Raw genomic sequence first — 18746 nt, forward strand, 5'->3', positions numbered from 1 at the left:
TCTGCGCGAGCGGGATGGCGCCGGTTCAGACGAGCAGGTCGCTGCCGTCGTCGAGACGTCGCTCCGCCGCCGACTGGCCGCTGGCGAGGTGGGCTGGCACGATACGGCGCAGCGCCTCCGTGTCGCGTGCGGCCACCGCCTCGAGGATGATGCGGTGCTCGTCGGCCATGGCGAGCAGATCGTCGTGCTGCCCGAACAGCCACCGCAGCCGCGTGAGGAACACGGCGATGAGCTCCCCGAGCATCTCGTTCCCCGCGAGTTCGACCGCGACCTCGTGGAACTCGGCCGCCGCGATCCGCGCGGCCTCGGAGTCCTCGGCCGTGGCCGCTGCGAGCTCGCGCTCGTAGGCGGCTCTGATCCGGGCGATGCCCGCCTCATCATGGCGTTCGGCGGCGAAGACGAAGATGAGCGTCTCGATGGCCTCGCGGACCTCGGCGAAATCCTGGATGTCGCGGCGGGTGAACTCGCGCACGACCGCCCAGGTGCGGGGGCGTGCGACGACGACCCCTTCGGCCACGAGGGTGCGGATGGCCTCGCGGACCGGGAGGCGGGAGACGCTCAGTTCGGCCGCGATGTCGCGCTCCACCAGACGCGAGCCGGGCGCACGTCTGCCCAGCACGATGTCGTCGCGCAGGATGCGCGTGACCCTGACCGATTCGAGTTCGCCGCTTGTCCCCATAGCCCCCGCCATCTGGGCATTCTCGCATCACGGGCCGGGTTACTCAACTTTTGGTATCCCAACACGCCCGGGATGCCTCGGTCCGGGACGAGCGCGCGAGACGCGGAAGGTCTCCGTCGCGCTCGTCCCGCCGGGCTCAGGGGAGGCGGTTGGCGATCGCGATGTTCGCGGTCAGCTCCTGGGCGTTCTGTCGCACGACGTACGCGGGACGATCACGCTCGACCCGCCACGACTCGCTCAGCGGCCCGACGTTGACCGTGTCGAAGCCGGCCTCGTCGTAGAAGCGGGTGACGAACGCGACGGCCTCGGCGTCGTCGCCGGCGGTGGCCAGTGCTCGACGGTCCGGGTCACCGGCCGGCTTGCCGTCGGTCGTGATGTCGGCCGCGAGGATCTGGTTGAACGCCTTCGCGATCTTCGAGTCCGGCAGCGCGCGCTGAACCAGCTCCGACGTCGTCGTCTCGCCCTTGTCCAGGGCCTCGATGTGACCGTCGCGCTCGAAGTAGTAGTTGTTCGTGTCGAGCACGATCTTGCCGGCGAGCTGTGCGGCGGGGAGCGCGTCGATCGCCCCGAGAGGAACGGTCACGACCGCGACGTCCGCAGCTGCCGCGGCGTCTTCCGCCGTGGCGGCCTTCGCGCGGGGCCCGAGCTCCTCCACGAGGTCCGCGAGCGTCTCCGGACCGCGGGAGTTGGCGATCACGACGTCGTAGCCGTTCGCCACCGCGACCCGCGCGACCTGGCTGCCGATGTGTCCTGCACCGATGATTCCGAGAGTAGTCATGCTGGGGGCAACGTCGAGCAGAGCGGACTATTCCCTTCGAGTCGGGCTGTGTCGTCCCGTGACCGGCGTCACAGTTCGCGCAGCAGCGTCTGCTCGGTCCGCCGGTAGCCGAGGCTCTCGTACAGCTCGACGGCGGCGGCGTTGAAGCCGAACACGTGCAGCCCTATCGAGTCGGCGCCGAGCCGGCGGGCCTCGCGTTCAGCAGCGTGCATCAGCTCTCGCCCGTACCCCTTGCGGCGCTGATCTGCAGCGACCTCGATGTCGAGCACGAACGCATGCGCACGTCCATCGCGTTCGCGCATGCCGAGCCAGAGGATGCCGACCTCGACGCCGTCGACCGCGGCCGTGAAGAGCTCCTGCCCCGGGGTGGCGAGGCCGTCCGGCAGCTCCTCGACCAGCTGACGGTGGGACTCCGCGGCAGCTTCCTCGGGCGAGAACCGGCCGGAAGACACGAGGTCCTGGGCGAATCCCGCTTCCGATGCCGTGACGAAGCGGGGGAACCTCTCCGCGGTCATCGGCACCACCTCCACGTGCGCGGCGACATCGCGGGAGGGCAGCGGCTCGAGCACCATCTGGATCGACGCGACCGTGAAGCCACGACCGTCGACCAGGGCGTGACCTGCCGCCTGCTGCGGGAACAGCGGCACACTGATCTGCGTGGCGCCCATGTCGCGGGCGACGGCGAGGATCCGCGCGACCAGGGCGTCGTTCTGCGCGCCGGTCAGGCCGGTCTCGACGGCGAGATCGAGCAGGAACAGCTTCCGGCCGCCGAGCACCAGCCACAACGTGCCGAGCTCGCGTTGACGCTCATCGACGATACGCATGACCCGTGCCGTCGGCGTCGCCGAACCCTGCGGCAGTAGCTCGTCGAAGTACTCATCGGCGAACGCGACCGCGTCGTCCCCGACACGTCTGCCCGATGCCCGGTTGCCGTCGATGAGGCGCTGCCTGGCCGCGCCCCGCCACTCGTCGAAGCGTTCCGAGGGCAGCGGCTTCAGATGCACGGGCATGCATCCATCCTGCACCTCAGCTGCGGGTGAGCGCGTCTTCCGCGGCGACCCAGGCGAGCATGGCGCACTTGACCCGCGCCACGTACTTCGACACCCCGCCGAGGGCTGCGGCATCGCCGAGCAGTTCTTCGTCGGGCTCGATCTTGCCGCGGGAGCGCATCGCCTCGCGGAACGCCGCGATGCGGATCTCGAGGTCTTCGACGCTGAGTCCTTCGGCGAGCTCCGCCAGCAGGGAGGCGGAGGCCTGGGAGATCGCGCAGCCGTGGCCCTCCCACGCGATCGCCTCGACAGCACCGTCGGCGCTGCGGTGCACCTGCAGCGTGATCTCGTCGCCGCAGGTCGGGTTCAGCTGATGCGACTGCGCCGGGATCTCGTCGCGCAGCCCGTAGCCGTGCGGGGTGCGCGAGTGGTCCAGGATCAGTTCCTGATACAGGTTCTGCAGGTCGCTCATGCGCCCCTCCGGAAGAAGTCGATCGCTCCGGCGACGCCCGCGATCACGGCGTCCACCTCGGCCTCTGTCGTGTACAGGTAGGTGCTCGCCCTGGTGGACGAGGTGACGCCCAAGCGCCGGTGCAGCGGCTGGGCGCAGTGATGTCCGACGCGCACGGCGATGCCGAGGTCGTCGAGGAACTGCCCGACATCGTGCGAATGGATGCCGGCGACGTCGAAGCTCGCGAGCCCCACGCGCGGCATGTCGATCCCGGCACCGAGCACGCGGACCCCGCCGATCGCACTGAGCCCGTCGACGAGCCGACGTCCGAAGGCGGCCTCATGCGCGGCGATGCGCGACATCCCCACCTCGGTCAGATAGTCCACGGCTGCGGCGAGCGCGATGGCCTGCGACACCCGCTGCGTGCCGGCCTCGAACCGCTGCGGCGGCGGCAGATACTCGGCTTCGGTCGTCGTGACGGTGGTGATCATCGAGCCGCCGGTGAGGAACGGGGGCATCGCGGCCAAGACCTCGCGGCGACCGTAGAGCACCCCGATGCCGGTGGGACCGAGCATCTTGTGGCCGGACAGCACGGCGAAGTCGACGCCGAGGGCTCGCACGTCGAGCGGCAGGTGCGGTGCCGACTGACAGGCGTCGAGCAGCGTCAGGGCGCCGACCTCGCGGGCGAGAGCGACCAGGCGCTCGACCGGATTGATCACGCCGAGCACGTTGGAGACGTGTGTGAACGCCACGAGCTTCGTCCGCGCGGTGATGAGCTCGGCGGCGGCGTCGAGGCGCAGTGCACCGTCGTCGTCGAGCGGGATCACCTTCAGCGTCGCGCCGGTGCGGGCCGCGAGCTCCTGCCACGGGATGAGGTTCGCGTGGTGCTCCATCTCGGTCGTGACGATCTCGTCGCCCTCACGCAGCCGGAGCCGCTCTGCAACCGCTCCCCCGCGACCGAGCGACGCGTTCGACAGCGAGTAGGCGACGAGGTTGATCGCCTCGGTCGCGTTCGAGGTCCAGACGACCTCGTCGTCGGCGGCCCCGATGAAACGCGCGAGAGTGCCACGAGCGTCTTCGAACAACTCGGTCGCCTCGGCGGCGAGCGTGTGCGCCCCGCGGTGCACGGCCGAGTTCATGGTGGTCGAGAACTCGCGCTCGGCATCCAGCACGGCCGACGGACGTTGCGATGTCGCGCCCGAGTCGAGGTACACGAGCGGATGCCCCTGCACCTGCGTGTGCAGGATCGGGAAGTCCCCGCGGATGCGCTGCACCTCGGTCTCGCTCAGAGGGGCGATCACGTCGACACCGGAAGAAACGCTCATCGTTCCAGTTTCCCACCTGTGAGCCCGGGGTGGGCCCGCGGGTCAGCGACCGTCGAGCGTCTTCGCGTCGGCGACCTCGTCGTAGCGGTCCTGTGCGTCGAGCACATCCTCCACGTGCGACTCCGCCCAGACCTGCAACGCCTGGAGCGGTTCGTGCAGGCTTCGTCCGAGCGGGGTGAGCAGGTAGCGCGAATGGCCGTCGTCGCCGACCGATCGCTCCAGCATCCCGTCGCGTTCGAGGGCCCGGAGCGTGTCGACGAGCACCTTCTTCGTGATCCCGTCCATCCGGTGGTGCAGCTCGCCGAAGCGCAGCGGCTGCTCGTGCAGGAGGACGACAATCATCGCGGTCCACTTGTTCGCGATGCGGGCGAGCGATGCCCGAGACGGGCAGCTGGCGGAGAACACCGTCCACGTGCGCGACATGCGCTGCTCCTCCCGGTGACGTTGAAGTAACCGCGCCCTCGGCGAGACGCTGGATGCTCCACAGTACCGACCACTCGAGAAGGAGCATCATGTCGGCGATCGACGTTGTAGGACAGTACGGTGCGGCCCTGGCCGCGGGAGACATGGGGGCCCTGGCGGCCACCTTCCATCCGGAGGCCGTCTGGCACCAGCCCGGCGGCAACCAGGCGTCCGGCGACCACGTCGGCCCCGACGCGATCCTCGCCCACCTCGGCCGCTTCATGGAGCTCAGCGGCGGCACGTTCGTGCTCGAGACCGACTCGGCGACGGAGGCCGGCGACCTCGTCTCCGCCACCGTGCGCTTCCGCGCGCAGCGTGCCGGACACGACGACCTCGACCAGCACGGCGTCGACGTCTTCCGCGTCGCCGGCGATCGCATCGCCGAGGTCTGGCTCATCAGCGAGGACCAGGAGGCGGAGGACCGCTTCTGGGGCCAGTCCTGACCGACCGGCGTCGGGCGGTCGGGCTCTCGACCGCCCGACGCCCGCACCCCTAGGCTCGACCCATGATCGCCCCGGACACGCTGCTCGCCTTCGTCGTCGCGGCGTTCGTCATGGTCGTGATCCCCGGGCCGACCGTGCTGTTCACGATCGGCCGGGCCATGGCTCTCGGGCGGATGGGCGGGTTCCTCAGCATCCTCGGCACGGCGATCGGCTCGATCGTTCTGGTCGTCGCGGTCGCGCTCGGCGTCGGCACGATCATCGCCCAGTCGGCCGTGCTGTTCACCATCGTCAAGGTGCTCGGCGCCGGCTACCTGATCTTCCTCGGCATCCAGGCCATCCGGCACCGGAAGGATGCGGCACGCGCGATGGTCGCCGCTCCGGCGCGGCGCTCGGGATGGCGGCTGCTCACCGAGGGCTTCGTCGTGGGAGTCACCAATCCGAAGTCCATCGCGTTCTTCCTCGCGATCCTGCCGCAGTTCGTCGATCTGCACGCGGGCTCCGTCCCCGCGCAGCTCTTCCTGCTCGGCGTGATCGTCGTCGTCATCGGCGTGACGTGCGATGCCGTCTGGGTCCTCCTCGCCAGCGCCGCCCGCGATTGGTTCGGCCGCTCGCCTCGCCGCATCGAGGCGATGGGTGCGACCGGCGGCGGGCTCATGATCGCGCTCGGGGCGTTCCTGCTGGTCTGGAGCGAGAAGCCCGCGACCGCGTGAACGCCCGGCGCGGCCCTGCTCACATGCGGGCGAAGCGCGCCCGGGCGATGCAGAAGACCCCGTAGATCGCGAAGCCCGCGCCGACCGCTCCCAGCACGAGTCCGCCGAGCGGCAGCTCCAGCAGACTGTGCAGCGCCGCATCGAGCCCCGCGCCCTTCTCCGGATCCTGCGTGACGGCGGCGACCACGAACAGTACGCCGGTCACCCCCACCGCGATGCCCTTGCCGAAGTAGCCGATCACCCCGAGCGTCACGATGCCACCGCGTGCGACTCCCGTCGGCAGGTCGAGCAGTTTCTCGAAGCCGCGCGTGAAGCCGCCCACGACGAACCCGATCCCCACGCCCACCACGGACAGTCCGATGACGACGAGCAGGGCGACCCCGCCCGGAGCGGAAAGCACCACGGAGCTGAGGGTCTTCGACGCCGTCTCCGAATCGGCGTTACCACCCAGCGCGTAGATGAGGGCCATGCCCGCGACCACGAGGTAGGCGAGCGCGATGCCGAAGAGCTTCACGCGCTGCCCCCACTTCTTCGTCTCGGCGGGGTCGGCGGCGAGGAACGCGCTCGCGATCTGCCACACGGCCAGAGCGATCAGGCCGGTGGCGACGAGCACGAGCAGCAATCCGCCGACCGGGTTGTTCCGGATCTGCTCCATCGCGCCATCCTGGTCGGCGTCTCCCGACGCCCCCGCGGCGATGGTGATGGCGATCGCGCCGATGATGACGTGGATCAGGCCGAGGACGACGAACCCGACACGGGCGATGCGGCGGAAGGCGGTGGACCCCTTGGCGACGCGCGCAGCGTGCTTGACCGTGCTCATCATTGAAGGGTATCGCCGGCAGCGGACGCGGTGGAGGGGCTTGCTTTCCCGGCGCCTCTCGGCATCAGACGCTCGAAGACACGGGCTGCCGGAGAATGGTGCGCAACTTCGCCGGATCGGTGCGACGCAGGTCGCTCAGGTAGATCTCGTGATGCAGACCGCTCATCGTCAGACCGTGCTCGGGGATGAAGCGGTGATGCAGGTCGTCGAGGACCGGCCCCTCGTCGTCGAACGGACCGACGTGCAGAGTCTGCACGCTCGTCCCCTCGTGGAGGGTCTCGAGCCGCACGGCTCCGAGTGCAGGCACCGGCTCCTTCTTCTTCGCCGCTTTCTGCGCCACGGACTCCACCGCGTCGGCGAACATGGAAGGCGTGATGTGGTCGCCGACCATGATCATGAGCGTCCACTGCCAGGCCGACTTGTCGCGATGGGTGGTGAACGACTCCATGTCGGATGCGTGCCAGAGTCCCTCGAGGGGCATCACCACCGTGTCGATGCCGAGCTCGTTCCGACTGGCGAACTTGAGCGTGTAGGCCACGGGGAACAGGGCCGAGACCGCCTCCGAATAGGCCGGAGAGGTGTTCGGGTCTCCGGCGCCGTCGATCATCAGATACTGCATCGGCGGCACCTCGACGATGCGGAACTCACCCCGCTTCGCCCGATACGCGTCGAGGGTCTTCTTGGGGTCGATCGCCGCCATGACGTGCCTCCCTGGTTCCGTGCGCCCAGTGTGACACGAGGTACAGACACGGGAGTCGGTCTCGCCGGAGTTACCTTCGAGTCTCGAAGGTAACTCCGGCCTTTTTCGTTCTTCGGGCGCAAATCTCCGGTCGTCCGGGAGGGTTCTGGGCCATCCGGCCATCTAACGTGGATCATCACGAAACGATCACGTTCCCTTGACTTCGAGTCTCGAACTCAAGAAAGTGATCCGAGGCGGATCCCGAATGGCCGGGACGCTGACCCTCCGGACTTCGGCCGGAGGACGCATTGCACAGCAAAGGAGCTCGGAATGAAGAAGAAGTATGCACTCGCGGCCCTCGGCCTCGCGGGAGTCCTCGCCCTCGCCGGTTGCGGCGGCGGCGGAGCCGGCTCCGCGGGCGGCGACACGAAGGCCTCCGGCGACAAGGGTGACCTGCTGATCGGCGTGTCCATGCCGACGCAGACCTCCGAGCGCTGGATCGCCGACGGCACCGCCGTGCAGGAGGGGCTGGAGAAGGCCGGCTATCAGGTCGAACTGCAGTACGCCGGCGACGACATCCCGACGCAGGGCCAGCAGATCGACCAGATGATCACCAAGGGCGCCGACCTCCTGGTCATCGCCGCGATCGACGGCACCGCGCTGTCGTCGCAGCTCGACGCCGCTGCGGCAGCGAAGATCCCGGTCATCTCTTACGACCGCCTCATCCGCGACAGCGAGAACGTCGACTTCTACGTGACGTTCGACAACTACAAGGTCGGCGTGCAGCAGGCCACCTCGCTGCTGGTCGGCCTCGGTGTGCTCGACGAGGACGGCAAGGACACCGGAGAGAAGGGCCCGTTCAACATCGAGCTCTTCGCCGGCTCGCTCGACGACAACAACGCGCACTTCTTCTGGCAGGGGGCGATGGACACGCTGCAGCCCTACATCGACGAGGGCGTGCTCTCGGTGCCGTCGGGTCAGACCGACATCGAGCAGGCGGCGATCCTGCGCTGGCAGCAGGAGACCGCGCAGAAGCGCATGGAGGATCTGCTCACCTCGACGTACGGCGGCGGCACCAAGCTCGATGGAGTGCTCTCCCCCTACGACGGGATCTCGCGGGGCATCATCACGGCACTCCAGGGCACCGGCGGTTTCGGCGCGACCATCGCCGACGGTCTCCCGATCGTCACCGGACAGGATGCCGAGATCGGCTCCATCAGCCTGATCGATCAGGGCGTGCAGTTCGCGTCGATCTTCAAGGACACGCGCAAGCTCGCCGAGCAGTCGGTCGTCGTCGCGGAGGACATGCTCGAGGGCGAGGAGCCCGAGGCGAACGACACGGAGACCTACGACAACGGCGTGAAGGTCGTGCCGTCGTACCTCCTGCAGTCGGACATCGTCTACAAGGACAACATCACCCCGCTGCTGGTCGACTCGGGTTACTGGACCCAGGCCGAAGTCGACTCCGGCGTCGCCGAGTAATCATCGCTCCGGGGCGTGACGTCGACACGACGTCACGCCCCTCTCGACGGAAAGGAGCCGGTTCATGACGACACCGGTACTGCAGATGCGGGAGATCGAGAAGAGCTTTCCCGGCGTCAAGGCGCTCCAGGGCGTCGACCTCGATGTCCGCCGCGGCGAGATCCATGCGATCTGCGGCGAGAACGGGGCGGGGAAGTCCACTCTCATGAAGGTGCTGTCGGGTGTCTACCCGCACGGTGCGTACGAGGGCGAGATCGTCTACGAGGGCGAGGAGGCGAAGTTCGGATCCATCAGCGACTCCGAGCACGTCGGCATCGTGATCATCCATCAGGAGCTCGCGCTGATCCCCTACCTCAGCGTCGCGGAGAACATCTTCCTCGGCAACGAGCGTCGCGGGGCGGGCGGACTCATCGACTGGGACCGCGCGAACTCCGAGGCCTCGCAGCTGCTCGCCCAGGTCGGCCTCGACGAGAACCCCGCCACGCCGGTCGGTCAGCTCGGCGTGGGCAAGCAGCAGCTCGTCGAGATCGCGAAGGCACTGTCGAAGAACGTGCGCCTGCTCATCCTCGACGAGCCGACCGCCGCGCTCAACGACACCGACTCGGCGCACCTGCTCGACCTGCTCCGGCGGCTGCGCGACGGCGGGATGACGTCGATCATCATCTCGCACAAGCTCAACGAGATCGACGCGATCGCCGACCGCACGACGATCCTCCGCGACGGCCGGTCCATCGAGACGCTCGACATGAGCGATCCGGCCTCGACGCAGGACCGGATCATCCGCGGCATGGTCGGGCGCGACCTCGCCCACCGCTTCCCGGAGCGGGTGCCGGAACTCGGCGAGGAGGTGCTGCGGATCGAGAACTGGACCGTGCATCACCCGACCCAGCCGGGACGGATCATGGTCGACGACGCCTCCCTCACGGTGCGCGCGGGAGAGGTCGTCGGCATCGCCGGGCTGATGGGCGCCGGACGCACGGAACTCGCCATGAGCGTCTTCGGCCGCACCTACGGGCGGAACGCGAAGGGACGAGTGCTCGTCCGCGGCAAAGAGGTCGACACGTCGACCACGAGCGCCGCCATCCGCTCCGGGATCGCCTACGCGACCGAGGATCGCAAGAAGTTCGGGCTGAACCTCATCGACGACATCCGCCACAACATCACCCTCGCGTCGCTGCGGATGATCAGCCCCGGCGGCTGGATCGACGCGAACCGGGAACTCCGGATCGCGGAGCAGTACCGCGCCGAGATGAATATCAAGACGCCCAGTGTGCTCCAGCTCGTGGGCAACCTCTCCGGCGGCAACCAGCAGAAGGTCGTGCTGAGCAAGTGGATCCAGACGGAGCCCGACGTGCTGATCCTCGATGAGCCCACGCGCGGCATCGACATCGGCGCCAAGTACGAGATCTACACGATCATCAACCGCCTGGTCGCGGCCGGGAAGGGCGTGCTCGTCATCTCGTCCGAGCTGCCCGAGCTGCTGGGCATCTGCGACCGCATCTACACCCTGGCCTTCGGCAGGATCACCGGCGAGCTGCCGGCCGCCGAGGCCACCCAGGAGAACCTCATGCAACTCATGACTGTCGAAAGGACGGCCGAACGATGACCGGCGTCACCAACCTGTTGAGCCTCGCCACGCGCAACCTGCGCCAGAGCGGCATCCTCGTCGCCTTCATCGCGATCGTGGCCTTCTTCGCCATCCTGAACCCGACGTTCCTCTCCCCGGGGAACCTCACGAACATCGTTTTGCAGTACTCCTACATCCTGATCCTCGCGATCGGCATGGTGATCGTCATCATCGCCGGTCACATCGACCTCTCGGTCGGCTCGGTCGTCGCCCTCACGGGTGCCACCGCCGCGGTCCTCGTGATCCGGATGCAGCTGCCCTGGTGGGTCGGCGTCATCGCCGCGCTGGTGGTCGGCCTCCTGGTCGGGGCATGGCAGGGCTTCTGGGTGGCGTTCGTCGGCATCCCGGCGTTCATCGTGACGCTCGCCGGCATGCTGCTCTTCCGCGGTCTGACCTTCATCGTGCTGGGCAACGTCTCGCTGTCGCCCTTCGGCGGCACCTATTACTCGATAGCCAACGGATTCTTCAACGGACTCTTCGGCGGCTACGGGGTCGACGTGTTCACCCTCGTGATCTTCGCCATCGGCGTGGGCGGCTATGCGGTGTGGCAGGTACGCAGCCGACGCTCGAAGGTCGCGCACCAGCAGTCGGTCGAGGCGCTGGGCTGGTTCATCCTGAAGATCGCCCTGATCGCCGCCGTCGTGATGTGGTTCGGCTACCAGCTGTCCACCAGCCGCGGTCTCCCCTTCGTGCTGATCCTCCTCGCCGTGCTGATCATCGCCTACTCGGTCATCACGCAGAAGAGCGTGTTCGGGCGTCACGTCTACGCGATCGGCGGCAACCTTCACGCCGCCCTGCTGAGCGGCGTCAACGTGCGCCGGGTCAACTTCTGGATCTTCGTGAACATGGGACTGCTCGCCGGTGTCGCCGGAGTCGTCTTCTCCTCACGCACGAACGGCGCACAGCCGGGAGCCGGGAACATGTTCGAGCTCGACGCGATCGCTGCCTGCTTCATCGGCGGCGCCGCCGTCACCGGTGGCGTGGGGCGCGTCGGCGGAGCGATCGTCGGCGGTCTGATCATGGCGGTGATGAGCAACGGCATGCAGCTCATGGGACTCGACCAGGCGACGCAGCAGGTCGTGAAGGGCCTGGTGCTCCTGATCGCCGTCGCGTTCGACGTCTGGAACAAGCGTCGGGCGGGTGCCGCACGCTGACCCCGGCCGTGCCGATCCCACGCGATATGCTCCCGCTATGAGCAGATGGTCGAGCGGTTCCCAATCGGGATTGCGCGAGGCCAACACGGCCAAGATCGTCGACGCGGTCAAGCGCTTCGGCGGGCTCACCCAGGTCGAGCTCGCCGAAGCGACCACCCTGTCGACGGCGACGGTGTCGGCGATCGTGAAGGAGCTCTCGCTCTCGGGCCTGGTGGAGACCCACCCCACCTCGCGGAGTGGCCGTCGCGCACAGCTCGTCACCATCGCCCGGCGTGCCGGGCTGGTGGCCGCCGTGCACATCGGAAGCCGCAGCATGCGGGTGCGTCTCAACGACGTCGGGCAGTCGGTTCTCGCCGACCGGTCGATGCCGCTGCCCGCCGACCACGCCGAGGACACGGTGCTCGATCGCATCACGCTCCTCATCATCGAGATGCTCGACATGATCGCGGCGCAAGCCGATGAGCTGATCGGCCTCTGCATCGCGATTCCGGCGCCCATCGACCCCGACACCGGTCTGGTCGCCTATCCCGGCGTCATGCGGCGGTGGGAATCGCAGCCCATCGCCGCGGTCGTCGAGCAGCGCCTCGGATGCCCGGTGCTGGTGGAGAAGGACGCCAACCTCGCCGCGCTCGCCGAGGCGACGCTCGGCACGGCTCGGGACGTCTCGGACAGTCTGTTCGTCAACGCCTCGTACACGACGAGCGCCGGCGTGATCATCGATTCGAAGCTCTACCGCGGACGCGGCGGCACGGCGGGTGAGATCGGGCACGTGCAGGTCGACCCCGCCGGGTCCATCTGCCCCTGCGGGCAGCGCGGCTGCCTCGAGACCGTCGTCGGAGCTGAGGCGGTCACGGCACCGCTGCGGGCCGCCTACGGCCAGGTCACCTTCAAGGACGTCATCGCCCGCGCCGCCGCCGGCGACCCTGGCTGCGCGCGAGTCGTGTCCGATGCGGGTACGACGCTCGGCCGCGTGGTCGCGGGTGTCTGTCAGACGCTCGACCCCGAGATCATCACGATCGGCGGTGAGCTGACCGACGCCGGCCCGGTCTTCCTGCTGCCGTTCGCCGCGGCGCTGCGCGAGCATGCGCCACAGCGGCGCGCTCCTCGCCGCGAACCGATCCCCGCGTCGTTCGGCAAGGACACGGTGCTCGTCGGCGCGACCATCCACATCCTGCAGTCGACCGACCCCTCCCAGCTTCTCGAGGGACGCCCATGACTCTCTCGGCGTCGCAGGCGGAGCCGCTGCTCACCCTGCGCGGCATCACGAAGCGCTTCGGTGCCGTCGAAGCGCTCACCGACGTCGACTTCACGGTGAACGCCCGCGAAGTGGTCGGTCTCGTGGGCGACAACGCCGCGGGCAAGTCGACGCTGGCCAAGGTCATCGCCGGCGCGCTCACACCGACCTCCGGCGAGATCCGCATCAACGGCGAGCGCGTCGACATCTCCTCCCCCGCCGAGGCGAATCGACTCGGCATCGCGACGGTCTTCCAGGACCTCGCCGTCTGCGAGAACCTCGACGTCACGGCCAACGTCTTCCTCGGACGCGAGCTGCGCACCTCCAAGGGCATGCTGCGCGAAGGCGAGATGGAGAATGCGACCCGGCAGGCGCTGACCGATCTGGCGGCCAACATCCCGTCGACCCGCACGCCGCTCAACTCCCTGTCCGGCGGCCAGCGACAGGCCGTGGCGATCGCGCGCACCCTCATCAGCCAGCCCCGGCTGGTCGTGCTCGATGAGCCGACCGCCTCGCTCAGCGTCGCGCAGACCGCCGACGTGCTCACCCACATCGAGCAGCTGCGGGAGCTCGGTCTGGGCGTCGTGTTCATCAGTCACAACATCGCCGACGTGCAGGCGGTGTCCGACCGTGTCGAGGTGCTGCGGCACGGCCGCAACAACGGCAGCTTCTCCAGCCAGGATGCCGCCTACTCCGACCTCATCGCCGCGATCATCGGCACCTATCGCCCGCCGAGGAAGGGCGATGCCCCGCGCTGATCGGTGTCCAACGCGGGGCATCGGGTGTTCAGCCCTGTTCGATCGGCAACCAGAGCTCGCACGACGCGAAGTCGCCGGTGAATTCGAGGTACCGCACGATCGAGGGGCCGGGCCGCAGCCGCCACGGGTTCGACGGGAACCACTCGGTCGCCGTGGCCGCCCACAGGTTCTGCAGCGTCGCCGGGAACGCACCCCGCGCGGCGAAGACCGCCCAGGACCCTTCGTCGAGGCGCAGGGAATCGAGGTCGTCGGGCACCGCGGTGGTGGCCTGCAGGGCGACGCCGTGCAGATATGTGAGCAGCGTGCCCTCCGGTGCGTCGGGCTCGACATCGGCGGTGATCGCGAGGATCCCCGCGGGGTCCGCGTCGGCGAGCGCCTTGAGGCGCGCGTGCTCCTCGGGCGCGATCGCGGCGATGTGCGCCTGGATGTGCGGGTTGACGCCCTCGTGGATCAGCGGGACCTCGGCGGCGTGACCGGCGAGGACGAACGCGGGACGGTGGGTGATGGTGACGTCCATCGGGATGCTCCCTTCGACGCTCAGGCGGAACCGGAGCGTGGGTTGTGTGCGGAGAGGACCCCCGTCTCGGCGCGCGTCGGCCGGGCCGATGCCGTGCACCGCACGGAAGGCACGGCCGAAAGCCTCGACCGAGCCGTACCCGTGGCGCACGGCCACGTCGAGCAGGCTCGGGGCACCGGCCGCGAGTTCCGCGCCGGCAAGCGTCATGCGACGCCTCCGCACATACTCCGAGAGCGGCATGCCAGCCAGCGCCGAGAACATCCGACGCAGGTGGTACTCGGTCGTGCCGTGCTCACGTGCGAACCCGGCGACGTCGATCTCGTCGGAGCGAGTGGCTTCGACGCGGTCGACCAGGGCGTTGAGCGTTCCGATCATGAGGTCCTCCTTTCCCCACCATCGTCGCCGCGCCAGCGCCGCCGGCACCCGACTTCTCCGGTCGGATGCGATCGGCTCCCCGTCAGAGTTCGACGGGCGGCGCCGGCTCGTTCTCGGCGGCCTCGGGATGACGGGCGAGATTCACGATCGCGGCGACGAGGCCGCCCCAGATCGTGACCATGGCGATGATCATCATGACGATCGCTGTCGTGGTCATGCGCGTTCTCCCTTCTCCGGCGTCGCGACGATCGGAACAGCCGACGTCTCCGCATCCGGCTCGTACTGCTCCTCGACCAGGAACTCGTCGTACTCCGGGTCGTCCTTCGCGTGCGAGCGTCCGCTCCACGGCAGCGCCGACAGCAGCAGCGCCAACACGACCAGGGCGATCACCATGCCCCAGCCGAAGATCGCGAGGAACCACCCCGGGTACCCGCTGTACGGCTCGTTGATCTTCGCCATGAGCTCGCTGACGAGCAGGTAACCGAGCACGAGCGGCGCGAGCACGCCGACGAGCAGCTTCCAGAGCAGTCCGACCCGGAAGCTGGAGCGGCGGTTGAGGTGCTCGACGAACACCGGGAGCTTGTGCAGCAGCCACGCCACGATGATCACCGCCACCAGCGCGACGGCCATGATGCCGAACGCATTGACGAAGGCATCCGCCGTATCGAGCACGGAGAGCGCCGTGGTGGTCGAGAACAGCGCCATCGAGACGATCGCGAGCGGGATGGCCACCGTGAGCGTCGTGCGCACGCGCGCCCAGCCCAGCTTGTCCTGCAGCGCGGCGACGATCACTTCGAGGATCGAGATGAGTGAGGTGACCCCCGCGAACACGAGCGCGCCGAAGAACAGCACACCGATGATCGAGCCCCCGGTGGCCTGAGAGACGATCGTCGGAAAGGCGATGAACGCCAGCCCGATGCCCGAGGACGCGACGCCGGCGACCTCGGTCCCCTGTGCCTGCGCCATGAACCCGAGTGCGGCGAAGACGCCGATACCGGCGAGGATCTCGAAGCCGGAGTTGGCGAAAGCCACGACCAGCCCGGATCCGGTGAGGTCGGTCTTGCGCTTCAGATAGGAGGAATAGGTCACCATGATGCCGAAGGCGACCGACAGCGAGAAGAAGATGTGCCCATAGGCGGAGGCCCAGACGCCCGGGTCGGCGAGCGCCTCCCAGTTCGGGGTGAAGAACGCGTTCAGACCTTCCATCGCACCGGGGAGGAAGAGCGACTGCACCACGAGGATCGCGAACATCACGGTGAGCAACGGCATCAGGATCATGTTCGCGCGGCCGATGCCGCGCTTCACGCCGAGCGCCATGATCACGATCACGATCAGCCAGACCACGACCAGGGGGATGCCGACCTGCGGCACGAACTCGGTCGAGACGCCGACCTCCGCGACGTCCGCCGACCGCAGGAAGTCGATGAAGAAGAAGTCGTTCTCGTTGCCCGGCCCCCAGGTGAGCTGGGCCGAGAACCACGTGTACATGGCCGCCCAGGCGATGATCACCGCGTAGTACACCGCGATCACGACGCAGATGAGGACCTGCCACCAGCCGAGAGGCTCGGCCGCCCTGTGCATGCGGCGGAACGCCAGCGGCGCCGACCCGCGGAACCGATGCCCGATCGCGTAGTCGAAGAACAGCAGCGGGATGCCGGCGGTCAGCAGCGCGCACAGATAGGGGATGAGGAAGGCCCCACCGCCGCCCTCATAGGCGACATAGGGGAACCGCCAGATGTTCCCGAGGCCGACCGCAGATCCGATCGCCGACAGGATGAACACGTTCCGCGATCCGAAAGCCTCGCGTTTATGGGTCTGCGTCGATGCGGTGGCCATGCCGGTGAGACTACCGGAGGGCCACGACGAACGCAGCGCACCTCGTCGGCGTCGCCCGCACCCCTGGTGCCCCTTCACATTCGGCGTTCAGAATTTGTGAACCGCGATCACATACTCTCGAACGGTCGGGGGATCTCTGGGGAGAGCGAATAGCCATGAACGTGAACGACCTGCTCATCGGCGTACCCGGCGCGCTTCCGCCACTCCCGGACGGGGAGAATCCGTTCCTGACGGATGATGCGCTGGTGGGCTCCCAGATCACACGGATCCTCGTCGATGTGCTCGGCGGAACCGTCGGTGTGCTCCTGGAGCTGGGACAGTCGACACGTCTGCGTGGCACCACCGCACTGCTGCGGGTGACCGGCGTGGTGCAGCAGAACTGGCGCAGCACGCCGACGGCGAACGAGTTCACCGCCTGGTCGATCTCCGGGCTGACCGTGCACCAGCGCGAGAACGAGTTCCAGGTCGTGATCGACTGCTTCCCGGTCGGAGCCCTGCTGGTGGTGGGCGCTGCGGCCGACTTCACCCTTCTCCACGCAGTGGCGCCCGATGTCGCACCACCGGATGACCATTTCGACCCGCGCGCGCTGATCCGCTTCGGCATCGCGGACGAGTCGACGGAGGTCGAGCCCATCGGCAGCGCGCGCTCGGCGGGCGGCTGCTGCTGAGAGAAGAGGATCGATGCGCCGCACTCTAGATGAGCGCGGCGGCTAACTGGTGCAGTCCGTCGAACCGACCGTCGAACCCGTCTGACGGAGTCGGCGGGTCCCCCACCGGGCGTCGCACGTATGCGGTGCGCATTCCCACCGCCTGCGCGCCCCGCAGATCCCAGGCACGGGCCGCGACCATCAGCGCTCGCGACGGATCACCGCCCGCCGCTTCCACCGCCAGAGCGTAGACCTCGGGGGCAGGCTTGTAGGCGCGGACAGCGTCCGCCGACAGCGCCAGATCCCATTCGAGGCCGGCGTGCGCTCCCAGCCGATGCAGCGTCTTCGTCGTCGCGTTCGACAGCCCGAGCACGCGGAACCTCTGCGCGAGTCGCGCGACACCGTCGGCGGAGTCGTCCCAGGGTGGAAGCCGCTCAGCCGCAGCTGCCAGGCGGCCGATGCGAGCCTGGTCGTCGAGACCCGCCGCTTCAGCCACCTGCAGCGCTGCCTCGCGATCGAGAGTCTCGGTGTCGGCGTAGTCGCGTTCGCCCCGCCCGATGCGAGCCTGTTCGCGTTCGATGTGACCCTGCCAGATGCCGAGCAGCGCCTCGGAGTCGGAAGGTGGACCCGCCGCTTCGACGATGGCGGTGCGAAGGCCGCGGGGTTCGTCGACGAGGGTGCCGAGCACGTCGAAGACGACAGTCGTGATGTCGCGGAACATGCTCTCGAGTCTGCCGTGAACGACAGACGACCGGGGCCGCAAGCGAAGAAAGAAAGTGCGGAGACGAGGGGATTTGAACCCCTGGTCCCCGTGAGGGGACTCCACCTTAGCAGGGTGGTGCACTCGGCCGGACTATGCGACGTCTCCGTGGATCCGACCCGAAGATCGGATGCACTCAGCCATCATAACGGGTTCGGCGGGCAGTCTCGAACCGGGGCCGCGACTCCCGTTCCCCCCGACGCGCACTCGCCCTGAGAGGGGATGCGCTCCGGCGCTGGGATACTGGCCGCACATCGTGGACGACGGCGTCCACCGCACCGAAGTGGAGTCGCCATGCCCCTGACAGAAGCGGTGGACGAACAGCACGAACGAGGTCGGGTCGGCCGACGGTGGGATGACCGCGCTCTCGGGTACGGGATCGTCCTCGTCCTGCTCATCGTGTCGTACGGCCTGTGCGCGATACAGCCCAGCACCGACCCGAGTCCGTGGGCCTTCCTCCCCATGCTTGCGACGGTCGCCATGGTCTTTCATGTGACCCGGGCCCGACGCATGGTGCAGCGGGTGTCCTGGGTCGTTCTCTCCGTCGCCGGGATCACCGCCGTCGTCGCCGATCTGTTCGGACTCGACGGACCGCTGCTCGCCATCCCGCTCTCGGCCGCGTCGATGATCGCTCTGCTCGTCGCCCCCTGGGTCGTCATCGCCCACCAGGTGACCCGACGCGGCCTCAACCTGGAGGCGCTGCTGGCGGCGATCACCGCCTACATCCTCGTCGGCATGTTCTTCGCCTTCGTGTACAACCTGATGTCGCAGATCTCGGCAGACCCGTTGTTCGGCGAGGCAAGCCTCGACTCGCTCGGCAATCAGCTGTTCTTCTCCTTCACGGCGCTCACGACGACCGGCTACGGAAATCTCGTGCCGGTCGGTACCGGCGGCCAGGCGGTGGCCATCGCCGAGGGCATCACCGGTCAACTGTTCCTGATCACGGCGGTCGCGCGGATCATGCGGGGCGCGAGCGCGAAGCGCGCCACCACCAGCGACGCCTGAGGGGCGAGGCAGTCC

General features: G+C 68.4%; 21 protein-coding genes and 1 tRNA gene. 9 read left to right on the forward strand and 13 right to left on the reverse strand.

The window, feature by feature from the left end; genetic code table 11:
* Nucleotides 1-25 precede the first annotated feature (25 nt).
* The 6 genes from BQ2383_RS14880 to BQ2383_RS14905 form a co-directional block, all read right to left on the reverse strand.
* Complete coding sequence (locus tag BQ2383_RS14880; RefSeq protein WP_237682438.1) at nt 26-679, reverse strand: GntR family transcriptional regulator; 654 nt, start codon at nt 677-679, stop codon at nt 26-28.
* 136 nt (nt 680-815) lie between these two features.
* Complete coding sequence (locus BQ2383_RS14885) at nt 816-1457, reverse strand: NADPH-dependent F420 reductase (RefSeq protein WP_091035620.1); 642 nt, start codon at nt 1455-1457, stop codon at nt 816-818.
* 68 nt (nt 1458-1525) lie between these two features.
* Nucleotides 1526-2467: a GNAT family N-acetyltransferase gene (locus tag BQ2383_RS14890; RefSeq protein WP_167381638.1), complete on the reverse strand. Its 942-nt coding sequence runs from the start codon at nt 2465-2467 to the stop codon at nt 1526-1528.
* A gap of 16 nt (nt 2468-2483) precedes the next feature.
* Nucleotides 2484-2918: a Fe-S cluster assembly sulfur transfer protein SufU gene (gene sufU / locus BQ2383_RS14895; protein WP_091035625.1), complete on the reverse strand. Its 435-nt coding sequence runs from the start codon at nt 2916-2918 to the stop codon at nt 2484-2486.
* Entirely contained in the window at nt 2915-4222 is a 1308-nt protein-coding gene (locus tag BQ2383_RS14900; protein ID WP_091035628.1) for an aminotransferase class V-fold PLP-dependent enzyme, read from the reverse strand. Before BQ2383_RS14900 ends, sufU begins: the two co-directional genes overlap by 4 nt.
* 42 nt (nt 4223-4264) lie before the next feature.
* Complete coding sequence (locus tag BQ2383_RS14905) at nt 4265-4645, reverse strand: winged helix-turn-helix transcriptional regulator (RefSeq protein ID WP_091035630.1); 381 nt, start codon at nt 4643-4645, stop codon at nt 4265-4267.
* 89 nt (nt 4646-4734) lie between these two features.
* Here BQ2383_RS14905 and BQ2383_RS14910 point away from each other — a divergent pair, with 89 nt between their 5' ends.
* Both BQ2383_RS14910 and BQ2383_RS14915 read left to right on the forward strand, forming a co-directional pair.
* Nucleotides 4735-5127 (forward strand): nuclear transport factor 2 family protein, encoded by a 393-nt coding sequence (locus tag BQ2383_RS14910; RefSeq protein WP_091035633.1) that lies wholly within the window; start codon nt 4735-4737, stop codon nt 5125-5127.
* Between the two features lie 62 nt (nt 5128-5189).
* Nucleotides 5190-5837, forward strand: a complete 648-nt coding sequence (locus BQ2383_RS14915) for a LysE family translocator (RefSeq protein WP_091035635.1) — start codon at nt 5190-5192, stop codon at nt 5835-5837.
* A 19-nt stretch (nt 5838-5856) separates the two neighbouring features.
* Here the strand turns inward: BQ2383_RS14915 and BQ2383_RS14920 are convergent, their stop codons facing one another.
* Nucleotides 5857-6657 (reverse strand): DUF1206 domain-containing protein, encoded by an 801-nt coding sequence (locus BQ2383_RS14920; protein ID WP_091035920.1) that lies wholly within the window; start codon nt 6655-6657, stop codon nt 5857-5859.
* A 64-nt stretch (nt 6658-6721) separates the two neighbouring features.
* Entirely contained in the window at nt 6722-7357 is a 636-nt protein-coding gene (locus BQ2383_RS14925) for a GyrI-like domain-containing protein (RefSeq protein WP_091035638.1), read from the reverse strand.
* A 309-nt stretch (nt 7358-7666) separates the two neighbouring features.
* Here BQ2383_RS14925 and chvE point away from each other — a divergent pair, with 309 nt between their 5' ends.
* The 5 genes from chvE to BQ2383_RS14950 all read left to right on the forward strand — a co-directional run bounded on the left by chvE (nt 7667) and on the right by BQ2383_RS14950 (nt 13591).
* Complete coding sequence (gene chvE / locus BQ2383_RS14930) at nt 7667-8818, forward strand: multiple monosaccharide ABC transporter substrate-binding protein (RefSeq protein ID WP_091035641.1); 1152 nt, start codon at nt 7667-7669, stop codon at nt 8816-8818.
* Between the two features lie 64 nt (nt 8819-8882).
* Nucleotides 8883-10424: a multiple monosaccharide ABC transporter ATP-binding protein gene (gene mmsA / locus BQ2383_RS14935; protein WP_091035643.1), complete on the forward strand. Its 1542-nt coding sequence runs from the start codon at nt 8883-8885 to the stop codon at nt 10422-10424.
* The gene (gene mmsB, locus BQ2383_RS14940) at nt 10421-11599 is read left to right on the forward strand and encodes a multiple monosaccharide ABC transporter permease (RefSeq protein ID WP_029263765.1); all 1179 of its coding nucleotides are present in this window, start codon (nt 10421-10423) and stop codon (nt 11597-11599) included. The genes mmsA and mmsB overlap by 4 nt, the downstream gene beginning before the upstream one ends.
* A gap of 37 nt (nt 11600-11636) precedes the next feature.
* On the forward strand, nt 11637-12815 hold the full coding sequence (locus tag BQ2383_RS14945) for an ROK family transcriptional regulator (protein WP_091035646.1): 1179 nt from the start codon (nt 11637-11639) through the stop codon (nt 12813-12815).
* Nucleotides 12812-13591 (forward strand): ATP-binding cassette domain-containing protein, encoded by a 780-nt coding sequence (locus BQ2383_RS14950; protein WP_029263763.1) that lies wholly within the window; start codon nt 12812-12814, stop codon nt 13589-13591. The genes BQ2383_RS14945 and BQ2383_RS14950 overlap by 4 nt, the downstream gene beginning before the upstream one ends.
* 28 nt (nt 13592-13619) lie before the next feature.
* On the opposite strand, the gene BQ2383_RS14955 is transcribed toward BQ2383_RS14950, so the two are convergent.
* The 3 genes from BQ2383_RS14955 to BQ2383_RS14965 all read right to left on the reverse strand — a co-directional run bounded on the left by BQ2383_RS14955 (nt 13620) and on the right by BQ2383_RS14965 (nt 16319).
* Nucleotides 13620-14483, reverse strand: a complete 864-nt coding sequence (locus BQ2383_RS14955) for an AraC family transcriptional regulator (RefSeq protein WP_091035649.1) — start codon at nt 14481-14483, stop codon at nt 13620-13622.
* 82 nt (nt 14484-14565) lie between these two features.
* Nucleotides 14566-14700 (reverse strand): methionine/alanine import family NSS transporter small subunit, encoded by a 135-nt coding sequence (locus BQ2383_RS14960; RefSeq protein WP_081859865.1) that lies wholly within the window; start codon nt 14698-14700, stop codon nt 14566-14568.
* Nucleotides 14697-16319, reverse strand: a complete 1623-nt coding sequence (locus BQ2383_RS14965) for a sodium-dependent transporter (RefSeq protein ID WP_091035651.1) — start codon at nt 16317-16319, stop codon at nt 14697-14699. The genes BQ2383_RS14960 and BQ2383_RS14965 overlap by 4 nt, the downstream gene beginning before the upstream one ends.
* Before the next feature lie 155 nt (nt 16320-16474).
* Between BQ2383_RS14965 and BQ2383_RS14970 the strand changes: the two genes are divergently transcribed.
* The gene (locus BQ2383_RS14970) at nt 16475-16987 is read left to right on the forward strand and encodes a hypothetical protein (protein WP_091035654.1); all 513 of its coding nucleotides are present in this window, start codon (nt 16475-16477) and stop codon (nt 16985-16987) included.
* A 25-nt stretch (nt 16988-17012) separates the two neighbouring features.
* Here BQ2383_RS14970 and BQ2383_RS14975 read toward each other — a convergent pair whose 3' ends face one another.
* Together BQ2383_RS14975 and BQ2383_RS14980 are read right to left on the reverse strand one after the other, a co-directional pair.
* Nucleotides 17013-17687, reverse strand: coding sequence for a haloacid dehalogenase type II (locus tag BQ2383_RS14975; protein WP_091035656.1), 675 nt, complete (start codon nt 17685-17687; stop codon nt 17013-17015).
* Nucleotides 17688-17745: 58 nt separating this feature from the next.
* Nucleotides 17746-17834: transfer RNA gene (locus BQ2383_RS14980), tRNA-Ser, on the reverse strand.
* Nucleotides 17835-18020: 186 nt separating this feature from the next.
* Between BQ2383_RS14980 and BQ2383_RS14985 the strand changes: the two genes are divergently transcribed.
* The gene (locus BQ2383_RS14985; RefSeq protein WP_091035658.1) at nt 18021-18731 is read left to right on the forward strand and encodes a potassium channel family protein; all 711 of its coding nucleotides are present in this window, start codon (nt 18021-18023) and stop codon (nt 18729-18731) included.
* The last annotated feature ends 15 nt before the right edge of the window (nt 18732-18746 follow it).

It is taken from the genome of Microbacterium oxydans (assembly GCF_900095745.1).
Lineage (GTDB): Bacteria > Actinomycetota > Actinomycetes > Actinomycetales > Microbacteriaceae > Microbacterium > Microbacterium oxydans_B.